Origin of the sequence: Ruminiclostridium herbifermentans (genome assembly GCF_005473905.2) — a bacterium.
In the GTDB taxonomy this organism is placed as follows: domain Bacteria; phylum Bacillota; class Clostridia; order Acetivibrionales; family DSM-1351; genus Ruminiclostridium; species Ruminiclostridium herbifermentans.
This window is the reverse complement of sequence record NZ_CP061336.1, coordinates 4,585,373-4,612,239: the sequence shown is the minus strand read 5'-3', so window position 1 is coordinate 4,612,239 and position 26,867 is coordinate 4,585,373. Positions and strand designations below refer to the sequence as shown.

Annotated in this window: 17 protein-coding genes and 1 riboswitch; of the genes, 7 read left to right on the top strand and 10 right to left on the bottom strand. The window is 32.7% G+C overall.

Translation table 11 applies throughout. The features are described from left to right. Positions 1–108: 108 nt before the first annotated feature. The gene (gene helD / locus EHE19_RS18710; RefSeq protein WP_137698659.1) at positions 109–2,391 is read left to right on the top strand and encodes an RNA polymerase recycling motor HelD; all 2,283 of its coding nucleotides are present in this window, start codon (positions 109–111) and stop codon (positions 2,389–2,391) included. 641 nt (positions 2,392–3,032) lie between these two features. After that, positions 3,033–4,613, top strand: a complete 1,581-nt coding sequence (locus EHE19_RS18705; protein WP_137698658.1) for a hypothetical protein — start codon at positions 3,033–3,035, stop codon at positions 4,611–4,613. A 116-nt stretch (positions 4,614–4,729) separates the two neighbouring features. On the opposite strand, the gene EHE19_RS18700 is transcribed toward EHE19_RS18705, so the two are convergent. The 5 genes from EHE19_RS18700 to tkt all read right to left on the bottom strand — a co-directional run bounded on the left by EHE19_RS18700 (position 4,730) and on the right by tkt (position 11,182). Then, positions 4,730–5,953, bottom strand: a complete 1,224-nt coding sequence (locus EHE19_RS18700; RefSeq protein WP_137698657.1) for a M14 family zinc carboxypeptidase — start codon at positions 5,951–5,953, stop codon at positions 4,730–4,732. Positions 5,954–6,243: 290 nt separating this feature from the next. Next, positions 6,244–7,902: a DUF4153 domain-containing protein gene (locus EHE19_RS18695; protein WP_244648289.1), complete on the bottom strand. Its 1,659-nt coding sequence runs from the start codon at positions 7,900–7,902 to the stop codon at positions 6,244–6,246. 93 nt (positions 7,903–7,995) lie between these two features. After that, positions 7,996–8,208 carry a helix-turn-helix domain-containing protein gene (locus tag EHE19_RS18690; RefSeq protein ID WP_137698656.1) on the bottom strand — a complete coding sequence of 71 codons (213 nt, stop codon included), beginning with the start codon at positions 8,206–8,208 and terminating at the stop codon, positions 7,996–7,998. A 15-nt stretch (positions 8,209–8,223) separates the two neighbouring features. Further along, entirely contained in the window at positions 8,224–8,694 is a 471-nt protein-coding gene (locus tag EHE19_RS18685; RefSeq protein ID WP_137698655.1) for a DUF2975 domain-containing protein, read from the bottom strand. Between the two features lie 499 nt (positions 8,695–9,193). Continuing rightward, positions 9,194–11,182, bottom strand: coding sequence for a transketolase (gene tkt, locus EHE19_RS18680; RefSeq protein WP_137698654.1), 1,989 nt, complete (start codon positions 11,180–11,182; stop codon positions 9,194–9,196). 404 nt (positions 11,183–11,586) lie between these two features. Here tkt and EHE19_RS18675 point away from each other — a divergent pair, with 404 nt between their 5' ends. Next, positions 11,587–12,411: a metal ABC transporter ATP-binding protein gene (locus EHE19_RS18675; protein WP_137698653.1), complete on the top strand. Its 825-nt coding sequence runs from the start codon at positions 11,587–11,589 to the stop codon at positions 12,409–12,411. Then, the gene (locus EHE19_RS18670; RefSeq protein ID WP_137698652.1) at positions 12,395–13,222 is read left to right on the top strand and encodes a metal ABC transporter permease; all 828 of its coding nucleotides are present in this window, start codon (positions 12,395–12,397) and stop codon (positions 13,220–13,222) included. Before EHE19_RS18675 ends, EHE19_RS18670 begins: the two co-directional genes overlap by 17 nt. A gap of 393 nt (positions 13,223–13,615) precedes the next feature. On the opposite strand, the gene EHE19_RS18665 is transcribed toward EHE19_RS18670, so the two are convergent. After that, positions 13,616–16,063 carry a glycoside hydrolase family 94 protein gene (locus tag EHE19_RS18665; RefSeq protein WP_137698651.1) on the bottom strand — a complete coding sequence of 816 codons (2,448 nt, stop codon included), beginning with the start codon at positions 16,061–16,063 and terminating at the stop codon, positions 13,616–13,618. Between the two features lie 244 nt (positions 16,064–16,307). On the opposite strand from EHE19_RS18665, the gene EHE19_RS18660 reads away from it, so the two are divergent. Beyond that, on the top strand, positions 16,308–17,783 hold the full coding sequence (locus EHE19_RS18660) for a methyl-accepting chemotaxis protein (RefSeq protein ID WP_137698650.1): 1,476 nt from the start codon (positions 16,308–16,310) through the stop codon (positions 17,781–17,783). Positions 17,784–17,957: 174 nt separating this feature from the next. Here EHE19_RS18660 and EHE19_RS18655 read toward each other — a convergent pair whose 3' ends face one another. Beyond that, a complete protein-coding gene (locus EHE19_RS18655; RefSeq protein ID WP_137698649.1) occupies positions 17,958–18,920 on the bottom strand; it encodes an acetylxylan esterase in 963 nt (320 codons plus the stop codon). Between the two features lie 213 nt (positions 18,921–19,133). Between EHE19_RS18655 and EHE19_RS18650 the strand changes: the two genes are divergently transcribed. Beyond that, entirely contained in the window at positions 19,134–21,053 is a 1,920-nt protein-coding gene (locus tag EHE19_RS18650; RefSeq protein ID WP_244648288.1) for a glycoside hydrolase family 3 protein, read from the top strand. Positions 21,054–21,340: 287 nt separating this feature from the next. Here the strand turns inward: EHE19_RS18650 and EHE19_RS18645 are convergent, their stop codons facing one another. Together EHE19_RS18645 and EHE19_RS18640 are read right to left on the bottom strand one after the other, a co-directional pair. Continuing rightward, a complete protein-coding gene (locus EHE19_RS18645; RefSeq protein WP_137698648.1) occupies positions 21,341–21,634 on the bottom strand; it encodes a hypothetical protein in 294 nt (97 codons plus the stop codon). A 305-nt stretch (positions 21,635–21,939) separates the two neighbouring features. Continuing rightward, positions 21,940–22,491, bottom strand: coding sequence for an ECF transporter S component (locus tag EHE19_RS18640; protein WP_137698647.1), 552 nt, complete (start codon positions 22,489–22,491; stop codon positions 21,940–21,942). Positions 22,492–22,657: 166 nt separating this feature from the next. Then, a riboswitch (FMN riboswitch) is annotated at positions 22,658–22,786 on the bottom strand. A 186-nt stretch (positions 22,787–22,972) separates the two neighbouring features. Between EHE19_RS18640 and galU the strand changes: the two genes are divergently transcribed. Beyond that, positions 22,973–23,845, top strand: a complete 873-nt coding sequence (gene galU, locus EHE19_RS18635; RefSeq protein ID WP_137698646.1) for a UTP--glucose-1-phosphate uridylyltransferase GalU — start codon at positions 22,973–22,975, stop codon at positions 23,843–23,845. 162 nt (positions 23,846–24,007) lie between these two features. Here galU and EHE19_RS18630 read toward each other — a convergent pair whose 3' ends face one another. Further along, positions 24,008–26,857 carry a phosphodiester glycosidase family protein gene (locus EHE19_RS18630; RefSeq protein ID WP_137698645.1) on the bottom strand — a complete coding sequence of 950 codons (2,850 nt, stop codon included), beginning with the start codon at positions 26,855–26,857 and terminating at the stop codon, positions 24,008–24,010. Positions 26,858–26,867: the final 10 nt, after the last annotated feature.

Below are 26,867 nucleotides of genomic sequence, written 5' to 3'. Positions count from 1 at the left end.
ATAAACCTGTAATGCTTGAAAAAAATATTTTATCAAATAGCCTTTAAAAAGTAATTATAAATTTATTATTTGAAAAGGCGAACAATACAAAGTGAGGAGGAATTTATTATGTCTGCTGCAAACCATCCAGCCTATAAAGAAGAGCTAGAAAGGTGCAGGTATACTTTGGACTATGTGAAAAAAAGTCTTGAACGCGCTATAGAAAAAAGAAAAAAGGTTGGAAATGAGTTAGATAATGTTCAAAGACATATGTCTGGTGATAGTAGTGCAGACTACACAAGTATCATGGTTAATACTTTGATTCATGATGCGTTGGCATTAAAGATTAAAAACCTGCATACTGCCAAAAGTAAGCCATACTTTGCTAGAATTGATTTTCTTGAGGACGATACTAAAAAAATTGAAAAGTTATACATTGGGAAAATGTCACTTGCAAGAGACGAAGATCAGGAAATAATAATTGTTGACTGGAGGGCTCCAATTGCAAACTTGTACTATGAAGGAAGATTAGGGGCATCTAGCTATGAATGTCCTGATGGGACTATTGAGGGGCAACTTCTTTTAAAGAGACAATTTTCAATTAATAATGGAGAATTAGAAGAAATATTTGATATTGATATAACTACTAATGATGAATTTTTACAAACTTATCTTGGAGCTAATGCTGAAAACAGGCTAAAAGAAATTGTTTCTACTATTCAAGAAGAGCAAAATAAAATAGTAAGGGCACCTATGTGGAAACCTCTTATAGTTCAAGGCGTAGCAGGTAGTGGTAAAACAACAATTGCTCTCCATAGAATTGCATATCTTATTTATACCTTTGAAAAAAGTTTTGAGCCTGAAAATTTTATGATAATTGCTCCTAATAGACTTTTTTTAAACTATATCTCAGAGGTATTACCGGAACTTGGAGTAGAAAGAGTAAATCAAACTACATTTGAAGATTTTTCAATGGAGTTAATCGGGAAAAAGTTTAAACTCACAGATTCAAATTACAAACTCAATAAGTTTGTTAATTATAATACCACAGATGAACAGATTTCCAATAACAATTTAATAAGACAGGCTTCTATAGTGAAAACATCAATGTACTTTAAAGATATAATTGATGAGTATATCAAGATAATTGAGTTTTCATTTATTCCAAAACAGGACATAATGTTAGGCACAAAGGTGATATTTACTTATGAAGAAATAAATAATTTGTTTACAACACAGTATGCTATGTGGCCAATAGCACAAAGAATGAATGAAATTAAAAAGAGCATTACTACAAGGCTTAAGGCAAGCAAACAGGATTTTATTTCTCAGATAGAATTTGAATGTGATAGGAAGATTGCAAAGATTAGAGCGTCAAAAATTGATGAAAAAGAAAAACAAGAATTGGTCATTAAAGCATTTGAAAAGAGAGACAGAGTAATTGGAAAAATTGAAAAAGTTACTAAGACTTTAGTTAAGGAATATTTAGATACCTTACCTAAAATAAGTCCATACCAGTATTATATAGATTTAATGAAGAATGCGGATACATTTGATAGTATAGCGAGTAAATATATTGATAAAGAGGTATGTAAGTTTACCAGAGAATATACACTGAGTGTATTAAATAATAAAATGTTGGAGCTTGAGGACTTAGCACCAATAATATATTTAAAATATAAGATATATGGAATGGATGAAAAAATTCCTGTTAAACATATTGTAATTGATGAAGCACAAGATTTCAGTGCCTTTCAATTTTTTGTGTTAAAAAAGATAGTTAAAGATAGTTCATTTACTATATTAGGAGATTTATGCCAAGGGATACATTCATATAGAGGCGTTCGTAGCTGGGAAGAAATTGTGGAGAATGTTTTTGAGGGAAAAAAGTGTGAATATTTAACTCTTGAACAAAGCTACAGAACTACAATTGAAATAATGGATGCTGCAAATAATGTAATTGATAAATTACAAAATAGTGAACTGCTGAAAGGAAAACCTGTTATAAGGCATGGAGAACCTGTTGAAATAATATCTAAATCAGATATTGATGAAACTGCAAAGGATATATGTCAAAAGATTATAGAATCAAAAGCAAAAGGACACAAAACAATTGCAGTAATATGCAAAACAAGTGAGGAATGTGAATTATTTCTGCCTCTTCTAAAAAGGGCTGACAAAGACATAACTGTTATTACTGGAAATGAAAAAGAATATAAAAGTGGTATTGTGATTGTACCTTCATACCTATCTAAAGGATTAGAATTTGACGTAGTACTTATTTCAAATGCTAACAGGCATAATTATACTGAAAACGAATTAGATGTTAAATTGTTGTATGTGGCAATGACTAGACCACTTCATAAACTTTTAATTTACTATGTAGGAGAGAAGACTAAATTGCTTGATTAGAAGTCTTATTATTACATTAGAATTAATCACAATTGATGAAGAATATTATAAAACAGGCACATTAATTTTTCTAACACTTCAGGAAAAATTTTATGGCTAGAGTACTTAACTAGTTGGATGCTATAAACTATATCATAAGTAGACCTTCAGAATAGAAAAAGGAAGATATCAATTGATTGAAATAATTTGGATAAGATTAAGTATAAATAAACGAGGCGTAACAATAAAGTGGTTTACGCCTCGTTTGCTAGTGCTAATCTCCTTCACTACTCTTATTATTTCTGGCTGCTATCTTTGCGGCTCTAGCCTCTTTTTTAGTCATTTTCGGTGCTTTTTTTTGAGAACCTTTGTCACCCATTTATATCCCTCCTAAATTGATGTATTATTAGTATTACCAATCTTTACTTTTTAAATACCAGTTTTATGGTAAAAATTTTAACTTGTATGAATATTTAATTTATTAGTAAATATTGGGTATTAAATATAGAATGGTTAATCAAGGTTATAATTTTGTAAAATACTGCATAATTGGCAACATAAAAATTTTTTGTTAAATTATTAGTAAAATTTGTCTATGCAGTATTTAGTTTTATATATATAATTAATAGTATGATGATAATAAAGATTATTGGAGGTATTTCATGTTACGTAGAAATAATAGAAAGTGTTTAGCCTGTATATCTGTTTTTTTAGTTTCATTATTAATGATAACTTTATTTTTATCTGAAACAAACGTAAAGGCTTCTGTTTTTGGTTCAAAGAATTATTATTTGTATCTGGAGAAAAATAATTTAAAGGATCTTAAGAAAAAATATAAGGATTACTACATAGAAAATTATTTATCTGAGAGAAGTTATGAATGTAAGGCAAGTGCAAAGCTCGATGGAGATTTAATGAAATATGATGAAGAAATGAAAATGATTTCGGATTATTTATCTAAATTTGAGTTAAATTGTAAGTATAATGTAAATTATAAAGATTTAAAGGACAGCTATTTTACACTTTTCTTAGGCGCTAAATATGATAATAAGGACTTTGCGGATTTAGATATAAAATCAGCAGGCAATAAAGAAATTATCACTTTTCCAAGTTTGATAGATAAGGCTATAGGAATTGACAATTCTAGTACATATGAAATATCAACTAATCTTATAAATGCCTTTCTTTACGATGATAAGGCGTTTGAAGAAATATTTGGATTAAGTCGAAAAGCTTATGATAATATGATAGAAAGATACTTAAAGGATGTTATTTTTGGACAAATTCCAGACTCTAAAGTAGTATTGAACAGAACTGATAAATTTGAGGGAATTAATTGTAATTCTATAACATTTAATATTGATGAAGAAATTATTGCAAATATTTGTAAGGCTTTGGCGAAGGAACTTGAAAAAGACAAGGATATTAGAACAATATGCAAGAGTGTTAATAATTTATATATGGACATTCTGAAGCTTCAGGAACTGGAGATTGATCTTGGGAGCGCAACGCTAGATGAAATTGATGAAGGGATTCAAAATATTTGTTTTCTTTTGTATTATGCTGCAGAAAATATAGAGGACGTACAGATTGAATATACGGCATACTTTAAGGACAATGGGGATATTCTTTCTAGACAGTTTATTGAAAAGGAAAGTGAAGTAGGGATAACTCTTTCATCATTTAAAGATTTATTGGGAAATGATATGTTTAACTTTAATGTTAAAGAGAGCGAAGATAGTATTTTTGAAATAAGAAACAAAATGAAGTTACATAATGGTTTATATAATGGAGAATGCGAAGTGGATATATCAGGCAAAAATTTAATTAAAGCAGATTATACATATGAAAAAGATGCAAAAGTAGGAGGCTTAGATGCTTTTGTTGGAAGCATACAAGGAAAAGTAAAATTAGCACAATTTAAAGATGATTTAGAAACTACAGACATAAATGATATCTACTTTAGCATTAAAAATATGAGGAAGGATAATAACACTCTTCAAGGCCAATATGCATTTACTACAAGCTTCGATGGCAAAAGAATGGGAATTACTGTTTTCACAGAAGTTAAGCAGTCAAATATAGCTAATATATCAAAACCTATTATATCTCTGGACAATGCTATTATGCTTGATGATATAACTGCTCTTTCAGAGTTTGCTAATGAAATGGGTGAAAGAATACAGGAAAAAATAATTGGATTGCTTTTGTCTGGTAGTTCAGAAGAAGAGTATTTGAATTAAACCTACAAGTTTTATAAATTATAAACACCCTTTACTATAATTTAGTAGAGGGTGTTTTAGTTTTAAATGTCTATGATAATGCTTTATTAATGAATATCCGGACAAATTCCTTTAATCTATTCTAAGTAGATGGTATTTGTGAATTCATCGTAGGTATATTTTAGATTAAATATATTTTTAAAGTAATCAATATCTATATAATAAGTGTTATTAATTGTTAAACTGTACATTTTCAGCTTATATTGCTGTGTTTCAGTTATGCTATTAGAGGTAAGTATTTTAGCATCTCTAACTGAAATGTAATTTTTTTTGTCTTGTTTTAGAATGTCTTTACTAAGATGTACTAAAGAATTTTTGTATATCAATGCCGTTTTCTTATCACCATTAAATTGAGTTTGCTTAAGTAACTGTTTTGACATTCTCAGTGGAACAAGCTTGTTTTTCTCCCATATGGAATTATATAAAGACCATTCTATAGGCTTAGTTATTCCACGTTTCCCACCAATCTCAATTGTAAAAGATGGGATTTTTAATGTCTGAACGCACCAGTCTTTAAATCCGGATGTTGAAGATTTATAATTACTTGTGCTCACTAAGCTATATCCTGTTGTATCTTTTAATATATTAGCATATGCCAAATCTCTGGTTTTAGCAGCGCCTTGCTGACCATAGTACCAATAAATTATATCTCCAGCTGCATGATAAGCAATTGTTAAATCAAATTCAACTGTTTCACATAAGTATTTAACAGCTTTTGTTTCTGGTTCTGAAAAAGGTGATGTACCAGTAGAATATGTACTGGTAATTCTTTTTGTCCAATCAGCTGCACAGTTATGATTTAAATCTACTTTATTAGCATTAAAATAATAAGCTGGTGAGCCGTTTACACATATCTGTACCCCATCGGGATTAACGAGGGGCATGAAATAAAAGGATACCTCATTATCAAGGAGTTGTTTAATATTGCAACCATCTATGATTTTATTATTTGAATAAGCTTCTAGTATGTATTGAGCTTGGTTAAGTGTTAGAATAGTTCCCATATATTCACGAGGATGATGGGAGGCATTTATAAATATTTTTTTAGGACCTTTACCTACCTTTAAAACTGTTAAGTCTCGATTCTGTACTGATTTTCCGGCAGTAAACAAATATGTAATATTACTATAATTCTTATTTAATTCATTCAAGCGGGTTTGCGTATCAGTGTATACATTCTTGCTGTTGTATATTTGCTGTAAGGTTTTAGAATAAGTGATTTCTGTTTCTGCTGCAAATGAAGAAAAGGATGATAGAATAAATAAAATTAAAAGGATAGAAATATTTATTTTACGCACCATGTTGCCCCCTTAAGATTTATTTTTTCTTATAATAATACATTATTTTTATGTTAACTTGCAAAACAGAAAAAGTAGAATATGGAGAAATATGTGTGAAAAAGCGAGGTGAGATAATAGCAAAAAATTCCATGCCGTTTTTAATATATCGACATGGAATTAAGTATTTGGTAATATTTATTTAGGTAAGGTTTGCGGATACAGTCAGATAAAAACGAGAAGTTTTATCCCCGCGTATTATAGTTATCATCGCATTTTAAACAAATTAAAATTTCAATTTCAGTATGAGTATGTCACTTGAATTCTCTGTTCAAAATACTACTAGCTTCTATCATGTCAATTGTAAATCCGTAAAGTTTATGCCGGTATTGTAACTTAAAATTGTGATGCTCTAGTATATTTTTTATATCAAAGTTTATGTTGCTTCCTTCATCCAATCCTTTCAGACGAATTATTTCAGGCACGGCGCTGTAGGATAATTGTCCTAAATAGTTTATGTCAATTGAATTTTCTGTTGGACTGGATAAATAGCGATTAACATTATAATTAGCTATAATTCTGTCTACGTTTATCAGGCTCAGAATACAAACACCTACAATTACAGTAATACCAATCCAATTCATTACATAGATGTTGTTAATAAAGCATTTTATTATTAACCATAACAAACAAAAACCAATTAAAATCATAAACCATAGCGTCAAAACGCGTTTAACACTAAGACCATAAATATCTACATACAATAGCATCCTTTTCATTGCAGATATTAGTAAAACATCATTACACAAACACAGGCAAACAGTTGTCAACTGAATCCATAAAGGAAGCTTACCATTTTTTTTCTTAGTCATGATTAAAACAGAAAGTGCAATTGCAAATATTATCCCTGAAGCAGTTGTAAGTTCAAAAAATCCTCGTCTAGCGTATTCTGCGTAAGTCATGTCTGAGGCGCTAATATTAACTGTACCGCCGAATAAGTACATAAATTGAAACACCACAAAGGTTATAATAAATATATTTATAATTGTAAGAAAAGTGCCAATAATTATACTTTCAATATTATCGCCAATTTTAGCAGCTGGAGTTTGCTTTTTTTCTTCATATTTTAAACCTAAAATCATTGCTCCAAAGAACAGACCAAATAAAGACCCTAAAACAATATCCCAGAAAGCAACTCTAAAATCTAGACCTATAAGGTTTTTAACTGTATTCATGGATTCAGCAAATACTGCATCTGCGCTCATGAATAAGCCCATTAGAATTGCTGCTATTGGTATTGATATTGCCAGCCCAATAAAAATATAGATAGAGTTTGCTAAAGCTTTTGACTTGTTGTTTTTAATTATTTTAAATGATATAAAGGGCATAGCAAAGTTTGAGATAGGCCTTCCAATAAGGTTAACTATGGATTTTGACAGCATATCGAAGCTAAATAAACCATTTACCTCAATATCAGCAAGCACAATAATCTGAATGCATAGCAGCCCCATTATTGTCAACCAGGTAATAAATTGCGTACTAGGATTATAATGAATAAAAAAACTAAATGCAAGCAGCAGAATTGGGGGGGCCAAGTAAACAGAAGCTTTATTTATCGGTTTTTCTGGCTCTTTAAAGAAATAAAATAGCATACATTCAAGAGCAATAGCTAAAATTGGTACGGAAATGCCAGCTGAACCAAGTAGAATAGTTTCTGTAAATAGAATGCAGAATAGAATACTTAACACAGATATATATAAACCCTTTATAGAGGTTACTTTCTCCTTAAAAGCAATGTATTTAAGGGTTTTATTTCTAGGAATATAGGGGGTATAGTAGCTATAATTTGGAGGCATATCCATGCTATTTGCATTGCTTTGATGGGCTGCTTGCGAAGATTGCCCTGTTTGTGATGCAATTTTATTTGTTTTTGAGTTTTGAGGCTCAGATTTTTGTGGATTCTTGTTTTCCATATTTATTAATCCTTCCTTTCGATGTGAAAACTCACAATTGGTTATGCTGTCAGGAGAACTGTTCAATATCTCAGATATTTTTATAAAAGCTGCTTAATCTTCAGCTGGTACGTACTCTAAGATGTCCCCAGGCTGGCAGTCTAAAGCCTTGCATATTTCTTCGAGTGTAGAGAACCTTATGGCTTTCGCCTTATTGGTTTTTAATATTGAAAGGTTAGCAGTTGTTATTCCTATTTTTTCAGCTAACTCTGTTGAACTCATTTTTCTCTTTGCCAGCATTACATCTACATTTACTACTATTGGCATAGGTATTCTCCTTTTCTATATGGTCAAGTCATTTTCTTGCTTGTAATTAACGGCCTGATAGAATAATTTGGCAATGATGAAAATACATGCGGCAAGAAATAAAAACGTTAAACCTACAAGAAGAACAAAAGCCGACGGAATGAAAAATATTGCAAGCAAATAAATAAATGCAACGGGCAAACACCAGTAAGAGATATACTTTATTCTGTTTGCGGTATCTAATGTAAAAGGATTTTTAACATTTATGTTATGGAGTGCTTTTTTTGCATGATGTAATATAGAGAAACCACAAACACCTGATATAAATAGCAGTATTATCATTGAGTAGTAAATAGTATCTTCAACTAAACTTTGCTTATAAAGTAAATAGTAATTAAGTGTCCAAGGTAAAGAAAGTACCAGTATAGTACCTAAAATTTGAAAAATAGTACAAGAGACTTCCATCACACGACTTAATCCTTTAATACCTAAAATTTGAAAATTCATTAATTTACACCTCATATGTTAATAATTATAGTGTTATTATCTATATAAAATATACTGCTTAAATTATCGTTTGTCAATAAAAATTTATTAAAATATGATAATTTATTTTTGAAATACAATATTATTTACTAAAGACAGTTATAGTTTAGGACTTTGCTACGATATTCAGATTGTTTTTTTAATCGATTTGTGGATATATTTAGATTAATTGAAATTTTGAAATATTCAATACACTAGGTTACTTAATAAAATCACTATATGCAGCAAAGCATATGCTATTTTTGTGAATTTTTGAGTAGAACTATAAATTCTAAATTAGATTATTTTTCTATATTATAAGCTTTAGCACGAAATTTAACAAAAAAGTAACGGCCGATTATATAAATTATATTCTGACCGTTACTCTTCTTTCAGGATGAAAGATGGATTAGTAATGCTGTTTTCACGATTTCTTGCTAAACGACTTATTGAATAACTATTTGTATAAACAACTCAATATTTATTTTTTAATAACAGCTTTAACCTTTGCTGCTATATTGTCAGCAGTAAAGCCGAAATGCTTAAATAACTGTTCTGCAGGAGCCGAGGCACCGAAATTATCTATACATACGACATCACCTTTTAAACCAACATATTTGTGCCAACCAAAGGATGAGGCAGCCTCAACAGCAACTCTATTGGTAACAGCTGATGGAAGAACACTTTCTTTATACTCTTCTGACTGCTGTTCAAATAACTCCCATGAAGGCATGCTAACAACTCTAACATCTATGCCTTCTTCTTGAAGTGTTTTTCCCGCTTCTAATGTTACATGAACTTCAGAACCACTGGAAATTAAAATTGCCTGTGGAATAGGGTTTTTAGAGTCTAATAAAGTATATGCTCCTTTTAGAGCTATTTTACCATCAATATTAAGTGAAGGAAGATTTTGTCTGGTCAATACTAGACAAGTGGGTGCTGATTTGCTTGTTACTGCCGTAAACCAGCCAGCAGCCGTTTCATTACTATCTGCAGGTCTAAATACAACGAAGTTAGGAATACTCCTAATTGCAGCCAATTGCTCAATTGGCTGGTGAGTAGGACCATCCTCTCCTACACCAATACTATCATGTGTCATAACATAAGTTACGGGTAATTTCATAAGGGCTGATAACCTCATAGCACCCTTCATATAATCAGTAAATACAAAGAAAGTTGCACAGAATAATTTTAAGCCACCATAGGCAGACATTGCATTTGCGATAGAAGCCATTGCGTGTTCTCTTACACCAAAGTGAATATTTCTTCCACTATAATCAGCAGCTGAGAAATCACCCATGTCTTTCATATTAGTTTTATTTGATGGAGCTAAATCAGCAGAACCACCAATAAAGTTTGGTAATCGCTGAGCTAAATAATTAATTAAATTACCTGAGACTGCTCTTGTTGCAATTGGTTTTGAATCAAATTTCCAATATCCTTCATCATTCAATAACAGCTCATCATAGCTTCCGTTATGCCATAAATCCCATTCCTTAGCCAAACCAGAATACTTTTCAGAATACTTCTTAAACATCTCAGTCCAGTTTTCTTCAGCTTTTATTCCTGCTTGAACTAGTTCTTGCATATATGCTAAAACTTCATCTGGAACCTTGAAACAGTCATCTTTAGAAATACCTAGGAATTCCTTTGTTTTTGCTAAGGATTCTTCACCAAGTGGTTCTCCATGAACAGAAGAACTGCCAGCATTAGGTGAACCATAGCCAATTTGAGTATTTATAATAATAATTGAAGGTTTTGCGGTATTGGCTTTAGCACAGTCAATTGCAGTACTTATTGAGGGTACATCATTTCCATCTTCAACATTGATAACCTGCCAGCCGTATGAATCAAAACGCTTTGCTACATTTTCAGTAAATGAAATACTGGTATCTCCTTCAATAGTAATTTTGTTACTATCATAAAGTAAAATTAGTTTTCCTAATTTTAATGTACCTGCAAGTGAAGCAGCTTCACTTGCAACACCTTCCATTAAGCATCCATCACCACATAAAACATAAGTGTAATTGTCAACAACATTAAATCCATCCCTATTAAATTTAGCGGCCATAAAAGCCTCAGCCATTGCCATACCGACACCATTTGCGACACCTTGACCAAGAGGTCCTGTTGTTACTTCAACACCGGGTGTATGCATATATTCAGGGTGTCCGGGGGTTTTACTGTTAAATTGTCTGAAGTTTTTCAAATCTTCTATTGAGATATCGTATCCAAAAAGATGCAATATTGAATATAGCATGGCTGAACCGTGTCCTGCAGAAAGAATAAATCTGTCCCTATTTGACCAGTTTGGATTTAAGGGATTGTGTTTCATATGCTTAGCCCATACGGTATAAGCAATTGGGGCTGCACCAAGTGGTAATCCAGGATGTCCGGAGTTTGCTTTTTGAACTGCCTCAGCTGACAAAATTCTTATTGTATTAATACTTAAAGTGTCTATTCTATTCATTATCTTTGTCCATACCATTTGAAAGAAACAGTATTAAAAATATGGCAGGGACTTTACACCTCCATTATAAATTTTTTAAAATAAGTGTTTTCAACACAACAAGCTGTGTGTATGCAGAGTTTCTCGTAGGTCTGCATAATTATTTGTTATCTTTGAATATATTATCATAAAAATAAAACAAAATAACATGTTAGCTATAATATTTCCAAAATACAAAAATAAAAAACTAAAAAATTATATATAATTAGAAGAAGATATATTTATTACTGTATTATGCGATTTTATATTATTCGAAATTTATTTTGAAAATAAAAATAATTTAATAATGAGTGAATCTATAGTAATTTTTGGTATAATACTTTAGTATAAAGTTTGAGAGGAAATTCTTTTGAGAGGAAATATTGATGGAAGATAATATCAAGAAACATAATGAGAAATGCCACTTAAATATGAGCTGCAGCGGGTATTGCTGTACTAAAATTCAGGGATTTTCAGTTAAAATTGGAAAAACACAAATACTTAAAGATGTAAATTTGCATTTACACTGTGGGGAACTGACAGCAGTAATAGGACCTAATGGTGCAGGAAAAAGCACACTGCTTAAAGCAATTTTGGGAGAGGTTAAGCATGAGGGGACAATAACCTTTAATGGGTCAAGCGGAAATATTACTAGCAGACCGATAGTAGGCTATGTACCTCAACAGTTGGAATTCGATACTGCAGCACCAGTAAGTGTAAAAGATGTATTTGTTTCCTGTATGAGCAAAAAGCCTGCATGGTATAAGTCATCAAGGCAGCTTCTGCAGAAAATTATCGACTGCCTCAGCAGAGTACAGGCAGAAGGTCTTATAAATAAAAGATTAGGTTCATTGTCAGGTGGTGAACTCCAAAGGGTTTTACTTGCGCTTGCATTGGAGCCTATGCCACAGCTATTGCTTTTGGACGAACCTGTGTCAGGTGTTGATAAAAAGGGCTTAGATGTTTTCTATGAAATAGTATCAAGAATTAGAGAGATATATGATCTTTCCATTATTCTTGTGTCTCATGACTTGGATTTAGTCAAAAAGCATGCAGATAGGGTTGTGTTAATTGACGGAACAGTTATTCTAAATGGTACACCTAAAGAGGTATTCAGCGATAAAAGACTGCATGAGACCTTTGGACTAACCGGTATTTTTGATAATGCTAGAACAGAGGATAGGAGGAAAGTTGATGAGCCAGATATATAGCATATTAAATACTATTCTTCCTTTTGACTGGTTAAGTTATGACTTTATGAAAAATGCTTTTTTAGCAGTTTTGTTAATTACACCTATTTTTGCAATTCTAGGGACAATTATTGTTAACAATCGTATGGCGTTTTTCTCTGATGCATTAGGTCATGGAGCGTTTACAGGGATTGCAATAGGAACAGCAATAGGTATAATTTCTCCTATGTGGTCAGCTATAGTCTTTTCAATAGCATTTTCCGTGTTGATAACCATTGCTAAGAATAAAACAAGGACATCAACCGACACTGTTATAGGAGTCTTTTCATCAGCTGCTATTGCCATTGGTTTGATAATAATAAATACTTCAAAATACAGTTCCTTATTTATAGGAGACTTGCTTAGTATAAGTTCAGAAGAGGTTATAGTACTTTTTGTATTAGCAATCTTGGTTATTGTGCTTTGGATTTTGTTTTACAATAAAGTGCTCCTTGTAAGCCTAAACCAATCATTGGCAAGAAGTCGAGGAATAAATACTCTTGCAGTTGAGATGATTCTTACTTCTTTAATTGCTGTGGTGGTTACAATATGCATACAATGGGTTGGGCTTTTGATAATAAATTCTTTATTAGTGCTGCCTGCAGCGGCTGCAAGAAATGTTTCTACCAATACAACACAATATAATTTTATTGCACTAATTGTTTCAATTGTATCAGGTGTTGTTGGATTAATACTTTCATATTATTTTGATATGGCAACGGGCGCCACAATAGTAATTGTATCAGCTGTAATTTATTTTGTTACATTGGCGCTAAGGAAGAGATTTGCGTAGACAATTATTTAGGTAGCAATAAGAAATAAGAAACTGTTGCAAAACAAAATTTTCTGTATATTCATATCTTATTGCAAGAAATAGTACTAAGTAGTAATATATCTCTAATTGCGAAGCTCCGTTAGAAATTGATGCTCGAAATAGTAGGTGAAGAACAAGTATTGCAGCCAACACAGATACAGGATGTAGCTGTGAGTATTAGCCCAAGACAGAGTGCCTTTGTGTAATACGGTCGGCGGAAGTGCTTGTTCTTCACCATAATTATTTCAGCGTCAATTTCGTGAGCGAGCAATAGATATATATTGCTCGGGAGTACTATTTAAGCAGTTTGTTGATAATATATTATTTCTTGCTTTGCAACAGCCCTATTAGGCCTCGCAACTATTTATCCTTTTATTTTCCCATTACAACCAGCACATCATTAGTATCAGCTATATCATCACAGCTGATATAACAACCATCAAGTTTCTTTCCGTTAATAACGATATATTTAACTCCTTTTTCAACACCTTCATTATTTTCAACCTTAATATTAAGCATTTTACCTCTGAAAACTTTATTCATTGTAAACTCTTTCCATGCAGATGGAATACATGGGTCTAACTTAATTCCATCATATTGAGGCTGTAAACCTAATATACCATTAACTAATGAAACCATAACTGTTGATGCTGTACCTGTAAGCCAATGTACATGAGAACGTCCATGATTCAAAGTATCAATTCCCTCTGTTGCCTGACCGTGAACATAAGGCTCCAGCTTTCTTATTTCAGCATGGTTGTTCATTGCAGCAGGGTTTATTTCTGTAAAATATTCATATGCCCTATTTCCATTTCCTACAATAGTTTCTGCTAGTATAAGCCATCCTTGAGGCTGTGAGAAAATTCCCGCATTTTCCTTTGTTCCTTCATTGAAGAGTACCATTCTTGCTACTGGCATACCATATTTTTTGAATGGAGGATAGAATAATCTTGCTCCATACTTGGTGTTAAGCTTATTGTAAACACTGTTAAGAGCAGTTTTTGCCTTCTCGCCTTTAGCAGCTCCACTAATAACTGACCATGTTTGTGGATTTAGCCAAATATTTGCTTCTGCATTTTCTTTTGCTCCTATAGTATAACCGTCTTCCGTAAAGCCGCGCACATATTGATCCTCCTGCCAAGCATATTGATCAAATTGTGTACTTAGTCTGTCAAGATGTTCGTCAGCCCACTTAACATCATCGCTTAAGCCCTTCTTTTGTGCAAACTCCTTGAAGATAACCAAAGCATAATAGAGCTGGAATGCTACAAACATAGATTCACCTTTGGTTCCAAGTCTTAAACAGTCATTCCAATCTGCAAATAATCCAGCAGGGAAACCATGACTTCCTTGTCTATCCAGATTAAATTGTATTGCTTGTCTCAAATGATTATATACTGTTGCCTCACCCTTGTCTGCATAAGGAATTACTTCATCAATAAAACTCCATTCGCCACTTTCTTTAATATAAGTAATAACTGTAGGGAAAAGCCATAGCGCATCATCAGCGCGATAATAGGATTGACCTGTCGACTTAGCATACTCAGATTCATCAGGTGTTTTTACATGTCCTGCCTTATGGTCAAACTTTACCAAAGGAAGTCCACCACCGTTGGAAACCTGTGCGCTAAGCATTAGCCAAAGTCGTTCACGTGCCAGCTTGTCATCAAGATGAATTATACCTTGTATATCCTGAACAGTGTCACGATAACCTAGGCCGTTTCTAAGGCCGCAATATTGAAAGGAAGCAGCTCTTGACCATAGGAATGTAATGAAGCACTGATAAGCATTCCAAACATTAACCATATTGTTAAGGTTGCTATCAGGTGTATTTACCTGTAAATTGTTTAGACGCGCATGCCAGAATTTCTTTAATTCTTCAAACTGAGTGTTTACAACATTGCTAATAGTATTTGCAGCTTCACCATTATATTTATTAATAACACTTTTAGCAATTTCTTCATTTCCTGCTCCAAGGATAAATACCATTTCTTTTTCTTCACCAGGTGCAAGAGTAATATCTATTTGAAGTGCACCAAAAGAATTACAGTTATAAGCAGCAGTATTTGAGCATTTACCAGTTTCTACGGCTAAAGGATTACCATAGTTTCTGTAATAGCCAAGAAAGGCTTCTCTTTCTCCATCAAAAGCAGATACAGTTTGGCCTGCAACACCAAAAAATCTGCATGAAGGGTCGCCCATTGTGTCACAGTGTCCGTCAACATCGCTAGAAGCTTCACTGCCGTTTTCATTAATAACCTGAAGTATATGGTCACCTTTGAAATATGTTTTGCTTATAAACTGTGAATATTGAAGATTTACAGTATCATTTTCATAGTGGTCATGGTTTGTAAATTCCACCATTCCATAAACAGATAGATTCTTTTGTTCACTTCCGTTGTTTTTAATTTTAAATTGCCAAACTTCATAGTTTTTATCAAGAGGCACAAAATAAAGTGCTGTTGTGTCAATAGACCTATAGGATGAAGATATTTGAGTATATGCTGTACCATGACGACACTCGCTTTTGTATTTATCTAAAGGCTTACAAACAGGCTGCCATGAGCCAGACCAGAAATCACCGTCAGAATTATCACGAATATAAATATATCTTCCAGGTTGATCGTTAGATGCAGAGTTAAATCTAAATCTTATAATTCTGCCAGAAGCACCTGATTTAACAAAGCTATAGCCTGTAGCGTTATTGGAGATAATAGCACCATAATCAACTGAGCCTAGGTAATTACACCACGGAGAGGGTGTATCAGGACGATTAATAACATACTCTTTTGATAATTCATCAAAGTAACCGTAATTCATTTTAAAAAGCACCTCCAAAAAATCTGAATACTTATATATTGTTTTAATATACACTTAGCAATAATAACATATATTTATTAAAAGTAATACTGAATTTAAACTAAAATGATAATAAAAAAAGGTTATAAAAAAATGTATTTTTTTGACAAAAATAGATGATATCAATTGTATAATTTTTAAAAAGTGGTAAAATATTCTTGTGTTATTTATTTTTTACATGCTATTTTAATAGAGGAGAAGAGTAATGATAGGAAACGATAATGAACATTTGACTAACAGGGTTGTATTAATAATAAATACTATTCTTAGTTTGTTTTTAGTTTTTGGCTATTTAGCTGAGTATTTCAAGGGTAATAGAAGTTTGCAGTATGTACTTATATTTGCTGCTACGGTAATTATTCCTATATCTATTGCAGTTATTATGTACATAAAAAATGCAGCAAATAAAAGAATTAAATACGTAACAATGATAGGGTATTTAATTGTATACTCAATTGCACTTACTACAGCTAGTACAAGGCTTGCATTTGTTTATATATTTCCTATTATAGTAATGTATCTGCTGTATTTCGACTTAAAGCTAACGGTTTACAGTTATTCGTATGTATTTATTCTTAATATGGCTGTAATAGTACAAAGCCTGTTTTTTAAAGGGGTAGATGCTAAAGGAATTACAGAATTAACAATTCAGTTTGCAGCAATTCTATTGTTTGGTATAGCTATTATACTTTCTACAAAGTTATCTAACAAACTATGCTTTGATAAAATTGATAATATAAAGTTACAACAGCAAAAACAAGAAGAAATTATTTCAAAAATATTAGAAGCTGCTAAAATTTTGGATTCAAATGCAAAAGAAGTACAAACCTTTATAGCTGAATTTAATATTTCAATAGGTCAAGTAAGCGGTGCAATTGATGAAATTTCAAAAGGTGCTCAAAACACCTCTGAAAATATGATGCAGCAGTCAGAAGCAACCGAAAAAATAAGAGAATTAATTCATGTGACATCAGGACTATCAAAACAAATGGGAGAATTATCAAATAACTCTATAAATGATGTAAATGAGGGATTAAAAGTTGTAAATCTACTTAATGATACAGCTGCAATAGTAAATGAAAGAAGCCTTAAAGTAGAAAAACAAATGGCAGAACTTGAGAGTAAAACAGCTGAAATATTAGGAATAACAACAATTATTTCAGATATTAGTGCACAAACTAATCTGCTTTCACTAAATGCATCTATTGAGGCGGCAAGAGCGGGTGAGGCTGGAAAAGGATTTGCGGTAGTTGCAGATGAGATTAGACAGCTTGCTGACCAGAGCAAGCAATCTTCAACTAAGATTTATACAATAATTAATGAATTAAATGAGACCGTAAAAAACTGTGTTGAGCAAATACATAGCATGAAAAATGCAAATCAGGAGCAAAATAAATTTATTGTTAGTACAAAAAATATCTATAGTCATATAAGCGAAAATACAAGTAAACTTTCCGACAATATTAAAGAGGTTAATTCTCAAATAGAAACAATTGTAGAATCAAACGAGTCAATTATTGATAGCATTAATAAGATAGCTGCAGTTAGTGAAGAGACTGCTGCAAGCTCAGAAGAGGCTAATGCTATGGCAAATGCGAACTTACAAAATGTTGAGGAATTAATGATAAAAATAAATGAAATTATTAGTACGGCAGATGAAATGAAGAGATATGTTAGTTAATATTGCGACATACAATAGAAAGGGTATCAGTCCATATAAGTTGACTGGTACCCCATTATATACATAAAAATATTGTGATTTATACAAAGTTATGTAATTACGTGTGCCATAATAATATTTCCCAAATTATCTTTTTGAAACAATTTTCTTAATAATTTTCTAAAATGATTTTTCTTAGTCCTGCAAATATTTCATCAAAGTACTTAACTTAGGGATTACAGTTGCTGGAATATGTTCATGACCAAAGTATCGGTGAACTGAGATTTCCTTAGAACATACCATATGGTTATATGCTGCGAAAACTGTGGAAGGTGGCACAATATCATCTACTAATCCTGCGCTTACCCAAGTATGACATTTGATTTTTGGAGCAAGATTCATAATATCAAAATATGATAGGGTTTTTTTAGCTTGTATCTCAATTTCAGGGGCCGAATTACGCCTAAAGAATTCATTTATTTCATTAAAGGGATTACTAAGAGCTACATCTATTGCTCTTTCAAAATTACATAGGAATGGTTCATCTGCAACCGCTACTACAGGGATATCGCTAAGTGCAGCTGAAGCTAGAGTTAAAGCGCCTCCTTGACTTCCGCCATGTACTCCAATTTTACTCCCATTAACATTATCAATTGACACAAGAACCTCCAATGCTCGAACTGCATCCATATAAACTGCTCTATAATAATATTCATTTGGATCTAGAATTCCCTTAGTCATCCATCCTGATGCAAATCCTGTTGAAGAAACTACATTATCAGAACTGTAACCTTGCTGGCCACGAACAAGAACTTGAAAAGCAGCATATCCATGCAATGCCCAATTAACAGTGTCTCCAACATTTCCATCGAAGCACCAATTGTAACCATGAAATAGCAATAATCCTGGATGTGGTCCTTCTTTATCAGGGATAGCAAAATAACCTTGAATATTTGCATTATTAAACCCAGTAAAATTAATAGTAAAAACCTTAACACCCTTAACAGGGAAATTAAATGGAGTTAAAGTATAATTAAGGGGTATTTTTGATAACTCCTTAAGCGAGTTACTCCAAAATTCGTCATAATCAGGCTGCCTTGTAAGGTCTGGCTTATAGGTTCTAAGCTGCTCAAGGGGTAAATCATAAGGTTGAAGCATTTTAAATTCCTCCTTTTGGTATAATAGCATTATTAGTATTTGTGTTTAATAATTTTCAAAGCTACTGTGCTGAGATGTTTAGCTTTAGCTAATTAAGCACGACTTAATAATTATAACTCTTATTTATTGTGATAAACAAGATAATAACTTTAATGTTGTAATTTAGGTTAAAATTTAATAATATTATATTACGACAAGGAGGAGGCATATAAATTGAAAAGAAGGTATATAACAAAAATTTCAGTGGTCTTTTTAGTACTAGGATTGCTTATTGGTTGCGATAATTCAAATGTTTCAACAGAAACACTTGATAAAAATAAATCAGCTATGAACACATCTGATTATATTCAACAGAATCAAGAAACAAATGTATTGTATGACAGTTCTAAAACGGTGGAGGAAAACATCCAGCTTTATTTGAATGAGATGACTCCTGAAGAAAAGGTTGGACAAATGCTACAGGTTGAGAGAAGAGCAATATCAATTGAAGATATAAAAAAATATTATATCGGATCAATATTTGCAGCAGGTGGCTCTACACCAGATGAAAATACCATGAATGAATGGAGTAAGATGACAAAAAACTATAAAGAGGCAGCTAAAGAAACTAGACTAGCCATTCCCATTTTGTTTGCCGTTGATGCAGTCCATGGTAATAATAATATGAAAGATACTGTCATTTACCCCCATAATATTGGACTAGGAGCTAGCAGAGATGCGGAACTAATAAAGAGAATAGCTGAGGATAATGCGAAGGAGTTAGCTGCAGCAGGTGTTGATTGGACATTTTCACCTACTGTTGCTGTTAGTAATGATATCAGATGGGGAAGAACATATGAATGTTACAGTGAGAATTCTGATTTAGTTAGTATAATGGCATTGCCATATATAACTACTCTACAGGCCAACGGCATTATTGCATGTGCAAAACACTATGTAGCAGATGGTGCTGTACAGTTTGGTACAGGCGATAACGGCTATCTATTGGATCAGGGTGACGCTAAAATAACCCATAAAGAATTGCATGATTATTATATTTCAATTTATAATGAGGCAGTTAATGCAGGAGTTAAAAGCATTATGGTGTCATATAGCAGCGTTAATGGGATAAAAAACCATGCAAATAGAAACCTAATACAAAATGTATTAAAGAATGATATAGGCTTTAAAGGACTGGTTATAAGCGATTATAACGGTATTCACCAATTAAACGGAGATTCTATGTACCAAAAGGTAGTTGAGGCAGTTAATGCTGGTATCGATGTTCTTATGGAAGATACTTCATGGAAAGAATGTCAGGAAGCCTTAATTAAAGCAATAGAAAATAAAGATATATCAGAGGATCGTATCAATGATGCTGTTTCACGAGTACTTAGAGTAAAAATGGAAATGGGCAAATTTGAAAACACAGAAGCTAAAGAAACGGAGTTTATTCTTAGGAATTATAAAAGTAAGCAAATTGCTGAAGAAGCAGTAAGGAAGTCATTAGTATTACTCAAGAATAAAAATAAGGTTTTGCCTTTAGATAAGAATAAAAAAGTAGCTGTGATAGGTCCAGCAGCAGATAATATTGGAGTACAGTGCGGAGGATGGACAAAAACATGGCAGGGCGGTCAAGATGACACAATAAAAGGTCGTTGGATGAGTGGTACAACTATTTTGGATGGTTTTAAAGAAATTGCAAGTAAAAATGGGGGCACAATTATTACAGAAACTGAAAAGTTAAAGGATGCAGATGTTATTGTGGTAGTATTAGGTGAATATCCATATGCCGAAGGCAAAGGTGATGATGATAGCCTCAGCCTAATACGAGGGACAGTACTAGAGGGTAATGAAACTGCACTTAAAGAAGCATATGCAGCAAAAAAGCCGATCGTTGTTATTCTTGTATCAGGAAGACCAAGAATAGTAACAGATGATATAAATAAATGGGATGGTTTTGTTGAAGCTTGGCTTCCTGGTACTGAGGGAGGAGAAATTGCTAAAGTACTGTACGATGAGTACGAGTTTGAGGCAAGATTACCAGTAACATGGCCAAAAGATTCTTCACAGCTTCCAATAACATTGAATAACCAGTCAAATGAATCCAATGTATTGTTCCCTTATGGTTATGGACTTAACATAAAAAAATAAAAAAATGGGTGATGAAGCATACTCTTGTGGAAGTTTTTTATTAGTTATCCACAACAATCTAAAGAGTAATTTTACTTTATTAACAGACTTATACACATTATACACATGCTATTTTGCACAGGATGCTAACATTGACATAATGCGTAAACACTTGATTTGTAGCATGTTTGAAAATTAATACATCACTTTTTTCACATATCCACATATTTAATTGAATGAAATATTGATAAGTTATCAACAGAAAAACGGCAGGGATAGTATAATCCCTGCCGTCTATTTGTTAGATTTTATAAATCGTCATCAATGTCATCGTCATCGAGCAATGCTGAGTCTGGCGAAAGCTTTTTTTCAGCATCTTCTATTTTTTCTAAGTACTCATCAATAAGGTCTACTGCCTCTGACTTACTAAGAGTATCAAAATTAATTTCGCTAATATCATCAGCTAACTGATCAGCTAATTCCTTGATATATTCAATCTGCTGAGGAGTAGCTAATTCAATCATTGTTTTAATGTGATTTTCACACTTTTTATTTGTACAACTTCCATTAACTATTAAAGAACCACATTTACAAAATTCCATAAACAATATCACCCCGCAATTATCGCATTAGTTAAATTATTATTTAGTAGGCTTTAGAATTTTTGACACCTGATAAAAAATAATAAATCAGATATTATATATAATAATACGTGCTATTGATTTCATTGTAAATATATAATTTCTATTTTTTTATTTTTTACCTAATTTAACAGTGTGTTTTTTGCCAAGAACTTATGTATATTAATATTTTAGAATATTTTCTTAGATTTTTCAAACATTGAATAGTGTGGAAATCTAAATTAATAAGTATAAGTACTGTTTGGCAATAATATGAGAAAACCGAGTTATTTATTGGTTATGCGTTCTAAAAGTACACCTATAGACTTATAGATTAAAAGCGTAATAATAGAATTTATACCTGCCTTCATGATGTTGAAGGGTAATATTGCAGGAACGATAAGCTGTTTAACAGTTTCAACCGTCATACCATAAAATAGTGGATTTATAATTAAATTTAATATAATCATTATTACTGTCATAGATAAGCTGCCAAGAATTAGACCTATAATGGCCCCTTTTAAAGTTCTTCTTTTAGAGTAAATACCAGCTGCGATACCAACTAGAGACGAAGTAGCAAAGATATGCATAATACAACCTACCCAGCCACTAGCACTACTGACTGTAAGAGCCTGTATTATTGAAGCAACTACAGTAAGGAGTATACCTGATAGAGGACCATAAATAAAACCTCCTATCAGAATAGGAATGTCGCCAGCATCATATTCTAAAAATGGTGCTAAGGGAAAAGGAAATCTTAATGGAGAAATGATAAGGATGATTGATATTGCAGTTAAAATGCCCATTGTTGTTAGTTTTTTCGTATTATTTTTATTCATAAAAACCTCCTTTAAGTAATAATTTTTGCGTATGTACGGATTGGTAAAAATTCAATTATTGGTGCTTATGAATACCCATTAATAGACCTATAGCAGCAGATTTTAAGATTGCTTACAAATACAGCCCTGTGGGAAATAATCCACAGGGCTTAGATTAAACTTCAATGTAATTCTTCTTCCATCCAGACTGTACTGTCGGCCACGGAATCTCACCGTGTCGGCTTTCGCTCGCGGGCTAATGCAGTATTTGCACATTACCGCCGGTAGGGAATCTCGCCCTGCCCTGAAGATACACAATATATTGTATTTACAAGCGAGATAATATCATAAAATTTTTATAAAGTCAAAGGCAATAATATGAAAATGATTTATATCCTCTATTATCAGAATAGGAAATACGCTATATTTATATTATGTGTTGTTAGTACAAAGAAATATGTGATAAAATTGGAATAAAGAATATAGTATTTTGGAGGATTTTATGAAGGTAAGAAAGGCAATAATACCAGCTGCAGGGCTTGGAACTAGATTCTTGCCTGCTACAAAGGCGCAACCAAAAGAAATGATTCCTATTGTGGACAAGCCGACAATACAGTATATTGTTGAAGAAGCTGCGAATGCAGGTATTGAGGATATACTTATAATTTCTGGTAGAAATAAAAGAGCAATTGAGGATCACTTTGATAAGTCATATGAGCTTGAAGAGGAACTACATAGAAAAGGTAAGCAAGAATTGCTAAGTGAGGTTCAAAGTATTTCAAATATTGCGAACATTCATTATATAAGGCAGAAGGAAGCAAAGGGGCTAGGGCATGCTATTTACTGTGCAAAGTCTTTTATTGGTGATGAACCATTTGCAGTAATGCTTGGCGATGATATAGTCCATTCAAAAACACCTTGTATAAAGCAGCTTATGAATGTTTACTCTGAATATAGAACAACTATTTTAGGAGTTCAAAAAGTACCGCTTCAAGATGTTACAAAGTATGGAATTATAGCTGGGAATCAGATTGATGAGAAAGTATATAAGGTTAAAGGGTTGGTAGAAAAACCTGAGGTTGAGCATGCACCTTCCAATATAGCTATATTAGGAAGATACATAATATCTCCGAGAATATTTGAATTTTTAGAATCAGCTACACCAGGTAAGAATGGTGAGATATGGTTAACCGATGCATTAGAGAAACTAATGGAGAGAGAAGCTATGTATGCCTATGATTTCGAGGGTGACAGGTATGATGTAGGAGATAGAATAGGTTTCCTTAAGGCTACAGTTGAGTTTGCACTCAAGAGAGAAGACTTAAAGGATGAATTTTCGGCATTTCTTAAAAGCAAAATAGATCAATTACCTTAATAATTGATTACATAGATTACTTTTCAAATGTGCTTTATTTTTTTAAGTAAGATTGATATGTAAATGCGCTGGCTATTGCCAGCGCATTTACATATCAAATTTTTATCTATAAATTAAATTACAAAACCATATATCAACTTAAAAAGCTTAGGTTATTAGACTCTAATTAAAGGATTTAAACTGGTATGTAATAGTGTCACCCTTTGTCTTTACAACTACAAATTTTGCAGCACTTTTATTTTTGTCGCTAAATCCTGGACTATTAAAACCAGCAGTGGATATGTACTTAACTCCGCGTTCCATATAGCTTGAATTAGTTGTGCCATAGTAGAATACCCAAACATTTTTGTTAGGGTTCTGCTTTTTATAATCTTCTAGAGTTTCTCTTAAGAGAGCACCTTCTTTAGCATCACTAAAGTCGTCAGGCTTTACTGCAAGAAATACAAACAGGTTATTTCCTTGGAAGGAACTTAACTGTTTTTTAAACCAAAACCATTGATTTGAATCTGTAAGCCTCATACTATTATTATTAAAGGTTTTAAGCTGTATAAGCCTGTTACCATTATTATCAATAGCTTTGTAGCCAGATGTTGTTGATAAAAATGGTACTTTAGTTTTTACAGATAGATTATCAACTTTACCTACAACTACTGATGCATTAAACTCTTTCTTTATTTTAGCTGCAAGAGAATTCAGCATGGATACCTGTGTTTTGTTTTTTTCTTCAGAGTAACCTTCAGACTGTCCGAATACTGAAAAAGTAAAGGAATCAGGACCTGATACAGTACGTTCCTTATAGTATTCGTCTGTTGGAACAGTACTTGTTGTTTCTTTTGAAGCGGCAACTTCAGGATGTCCAGAATAAATCATCGTCAGATTATCAAAATATATATTTCCAGATGCTTTTGTCTTAGTAGCTTCAACCACATATATCTTCGTTATCTTACTTGGAGTGTCCACATCTTCAAGAGATACTTCTAGGAATTTCCAGCCAGTCCATGTTATGCCCTTTGTAAAATATTTATAATGGACCTTTCCATTCTTATCATATACCATAGCGCCTACCCATACAGGTTTTTTTGCGGAACTATAAACCCATAAACCCAATTTTGAAGTAGTAGGGTCTAAGGAGTAACCTCCATTTGGAAGATTAATATAAGCGGCTCTGCTGTTTTGAACATCCTTTGTAAAATCATATGTAAGCTTTGCTGAATAGGGTGCTGACTTATATACATTTGAAGCCTTTGCATAGGATGCTTTTACAGAACTTGAGGATAGATCCAGCTTCATAGTATCCGATTTAAAATCCTCAATAATCTTTTTCTCACCAGGTTGTGCTATTGATACCGGGCAATATACTGAGACGTTTGCAAAGGTAGCTGAAACATATCCAGTACCTTTTTCACCAGCAGTAAAAACATTTGAATCGATAGCTCCAACCTTGTTTGTCACACCCCACTTAATATGAGATGGGTGAATACTTGCACTGAAGCCGTATTTGTCAGTACCTTTTACTGTGAATGTACTTGATTTTCCTGCATAAGTATTTAATTTATTAATATTTAAATCTAATTTAACAGGATTGCTTAATACATTGATTTTACAGGTTCCAACTACGTTTTCACCTAGAGTTGCTGTTACAACTGCTTCTCCAGCTGATGTTGGGAAAAGGGTATTTCCTTTAAAGGTTCCTTCAACACCAGATACTGACCATTTAATTTCATCTTGTTTAATTTCAACAGGGTTTAGATATTTATCAAGACCTTTTGCTGTAAATGCGCGAGAAGTATTTACAAAAACATTTTCTTCATAAGCGGTAACAAGCAGGGAATCAACAGGACCCTTTGGTCCAATAGAAAATATACCAAGAGAAGCGGAAACACCTCTTTCAAATCCCTCTGAAGGAGTATTTACAGTGCTGAGACTAGTTGTTCCGGCAGTTCTTGCAACCATAGTGGTTGAACCACCACCATCAAAGTTAATGGCATTTGTACAACCAAGTTCTTTCATATAAGCTGCTAATTCAGACTGAGTCATACCAAGGCTGGACTTTGATCTGCCATCAACAGTGACAACTTTTAGGGTCTTACCATCTGCTGTAATACCTACTGCTGTCCTAGGAGCCCTTGTACTTGCTGCAGTTGGAAAGTGTGTAAAATTAGTAAGTACATTTCCATCTTTAACAAGAAGAGTCCCTCCTGTGAGCGCCATTTTTAAATTAGATGAATCAATATTTAGAGTGATTTCATAATCAACAGGATCACCGATTTTAAAGTTGTCTGTAAGAACCTTCTGTTGCCCAAATGTAGCCATAACCACGAACCCATTTTTAGGGATATCAATTCCAGGCATATTTTCACGGAATTCTTTGACTATACCGTCTACAACAACCATTTCCATCCAATTAGGGTATTTTTCTGTAACACCAGGTGTCTTGTGACCCCATTTAGAGTCTACTATGTACATATTATTATTATAGAAACCTGTATATCTATTATATGCAGCAATAGGCTTTCTTTCACCGCTTGGTGTTATTAACTCAACTTTTGTATCTAAGTATGTAAATAAAGCATTGTTTAATTCATCTAATGAAAAAGTTGCTAAATCAGTGCTTTTCTTTGAAAGTGCAACATCAAATTCACCTGACGACATAATTGGACCATATACATCACCTGTTTTCATGTCAAAGAAGCTTCCATTTACTGCTGCAACTGCGCCACTGCTTTTAGCAAGATTTTTTACGGTGGAAATACTAGTTACGGAATTATGATTAATTAAGCTATCCACCTTAATGTTTTCATTTGTCAAGTCAACACTGAGGACCTGAGATTCTATCCAGCCACCAGTAGTAAATCGGTGAAATTTTTCTAAAATAAGTCCTGACGTTATGTTTTGCTTTTCTACAGTTTGATTAATAACTTGAAGTGCTGCAATAGCTGTATTACCTGAAGTTAACCATAATGTTGTTAACACCAGCAGAAGTGCCAAACTCTTCTTTATGTATTTATTCATTTATTATTTA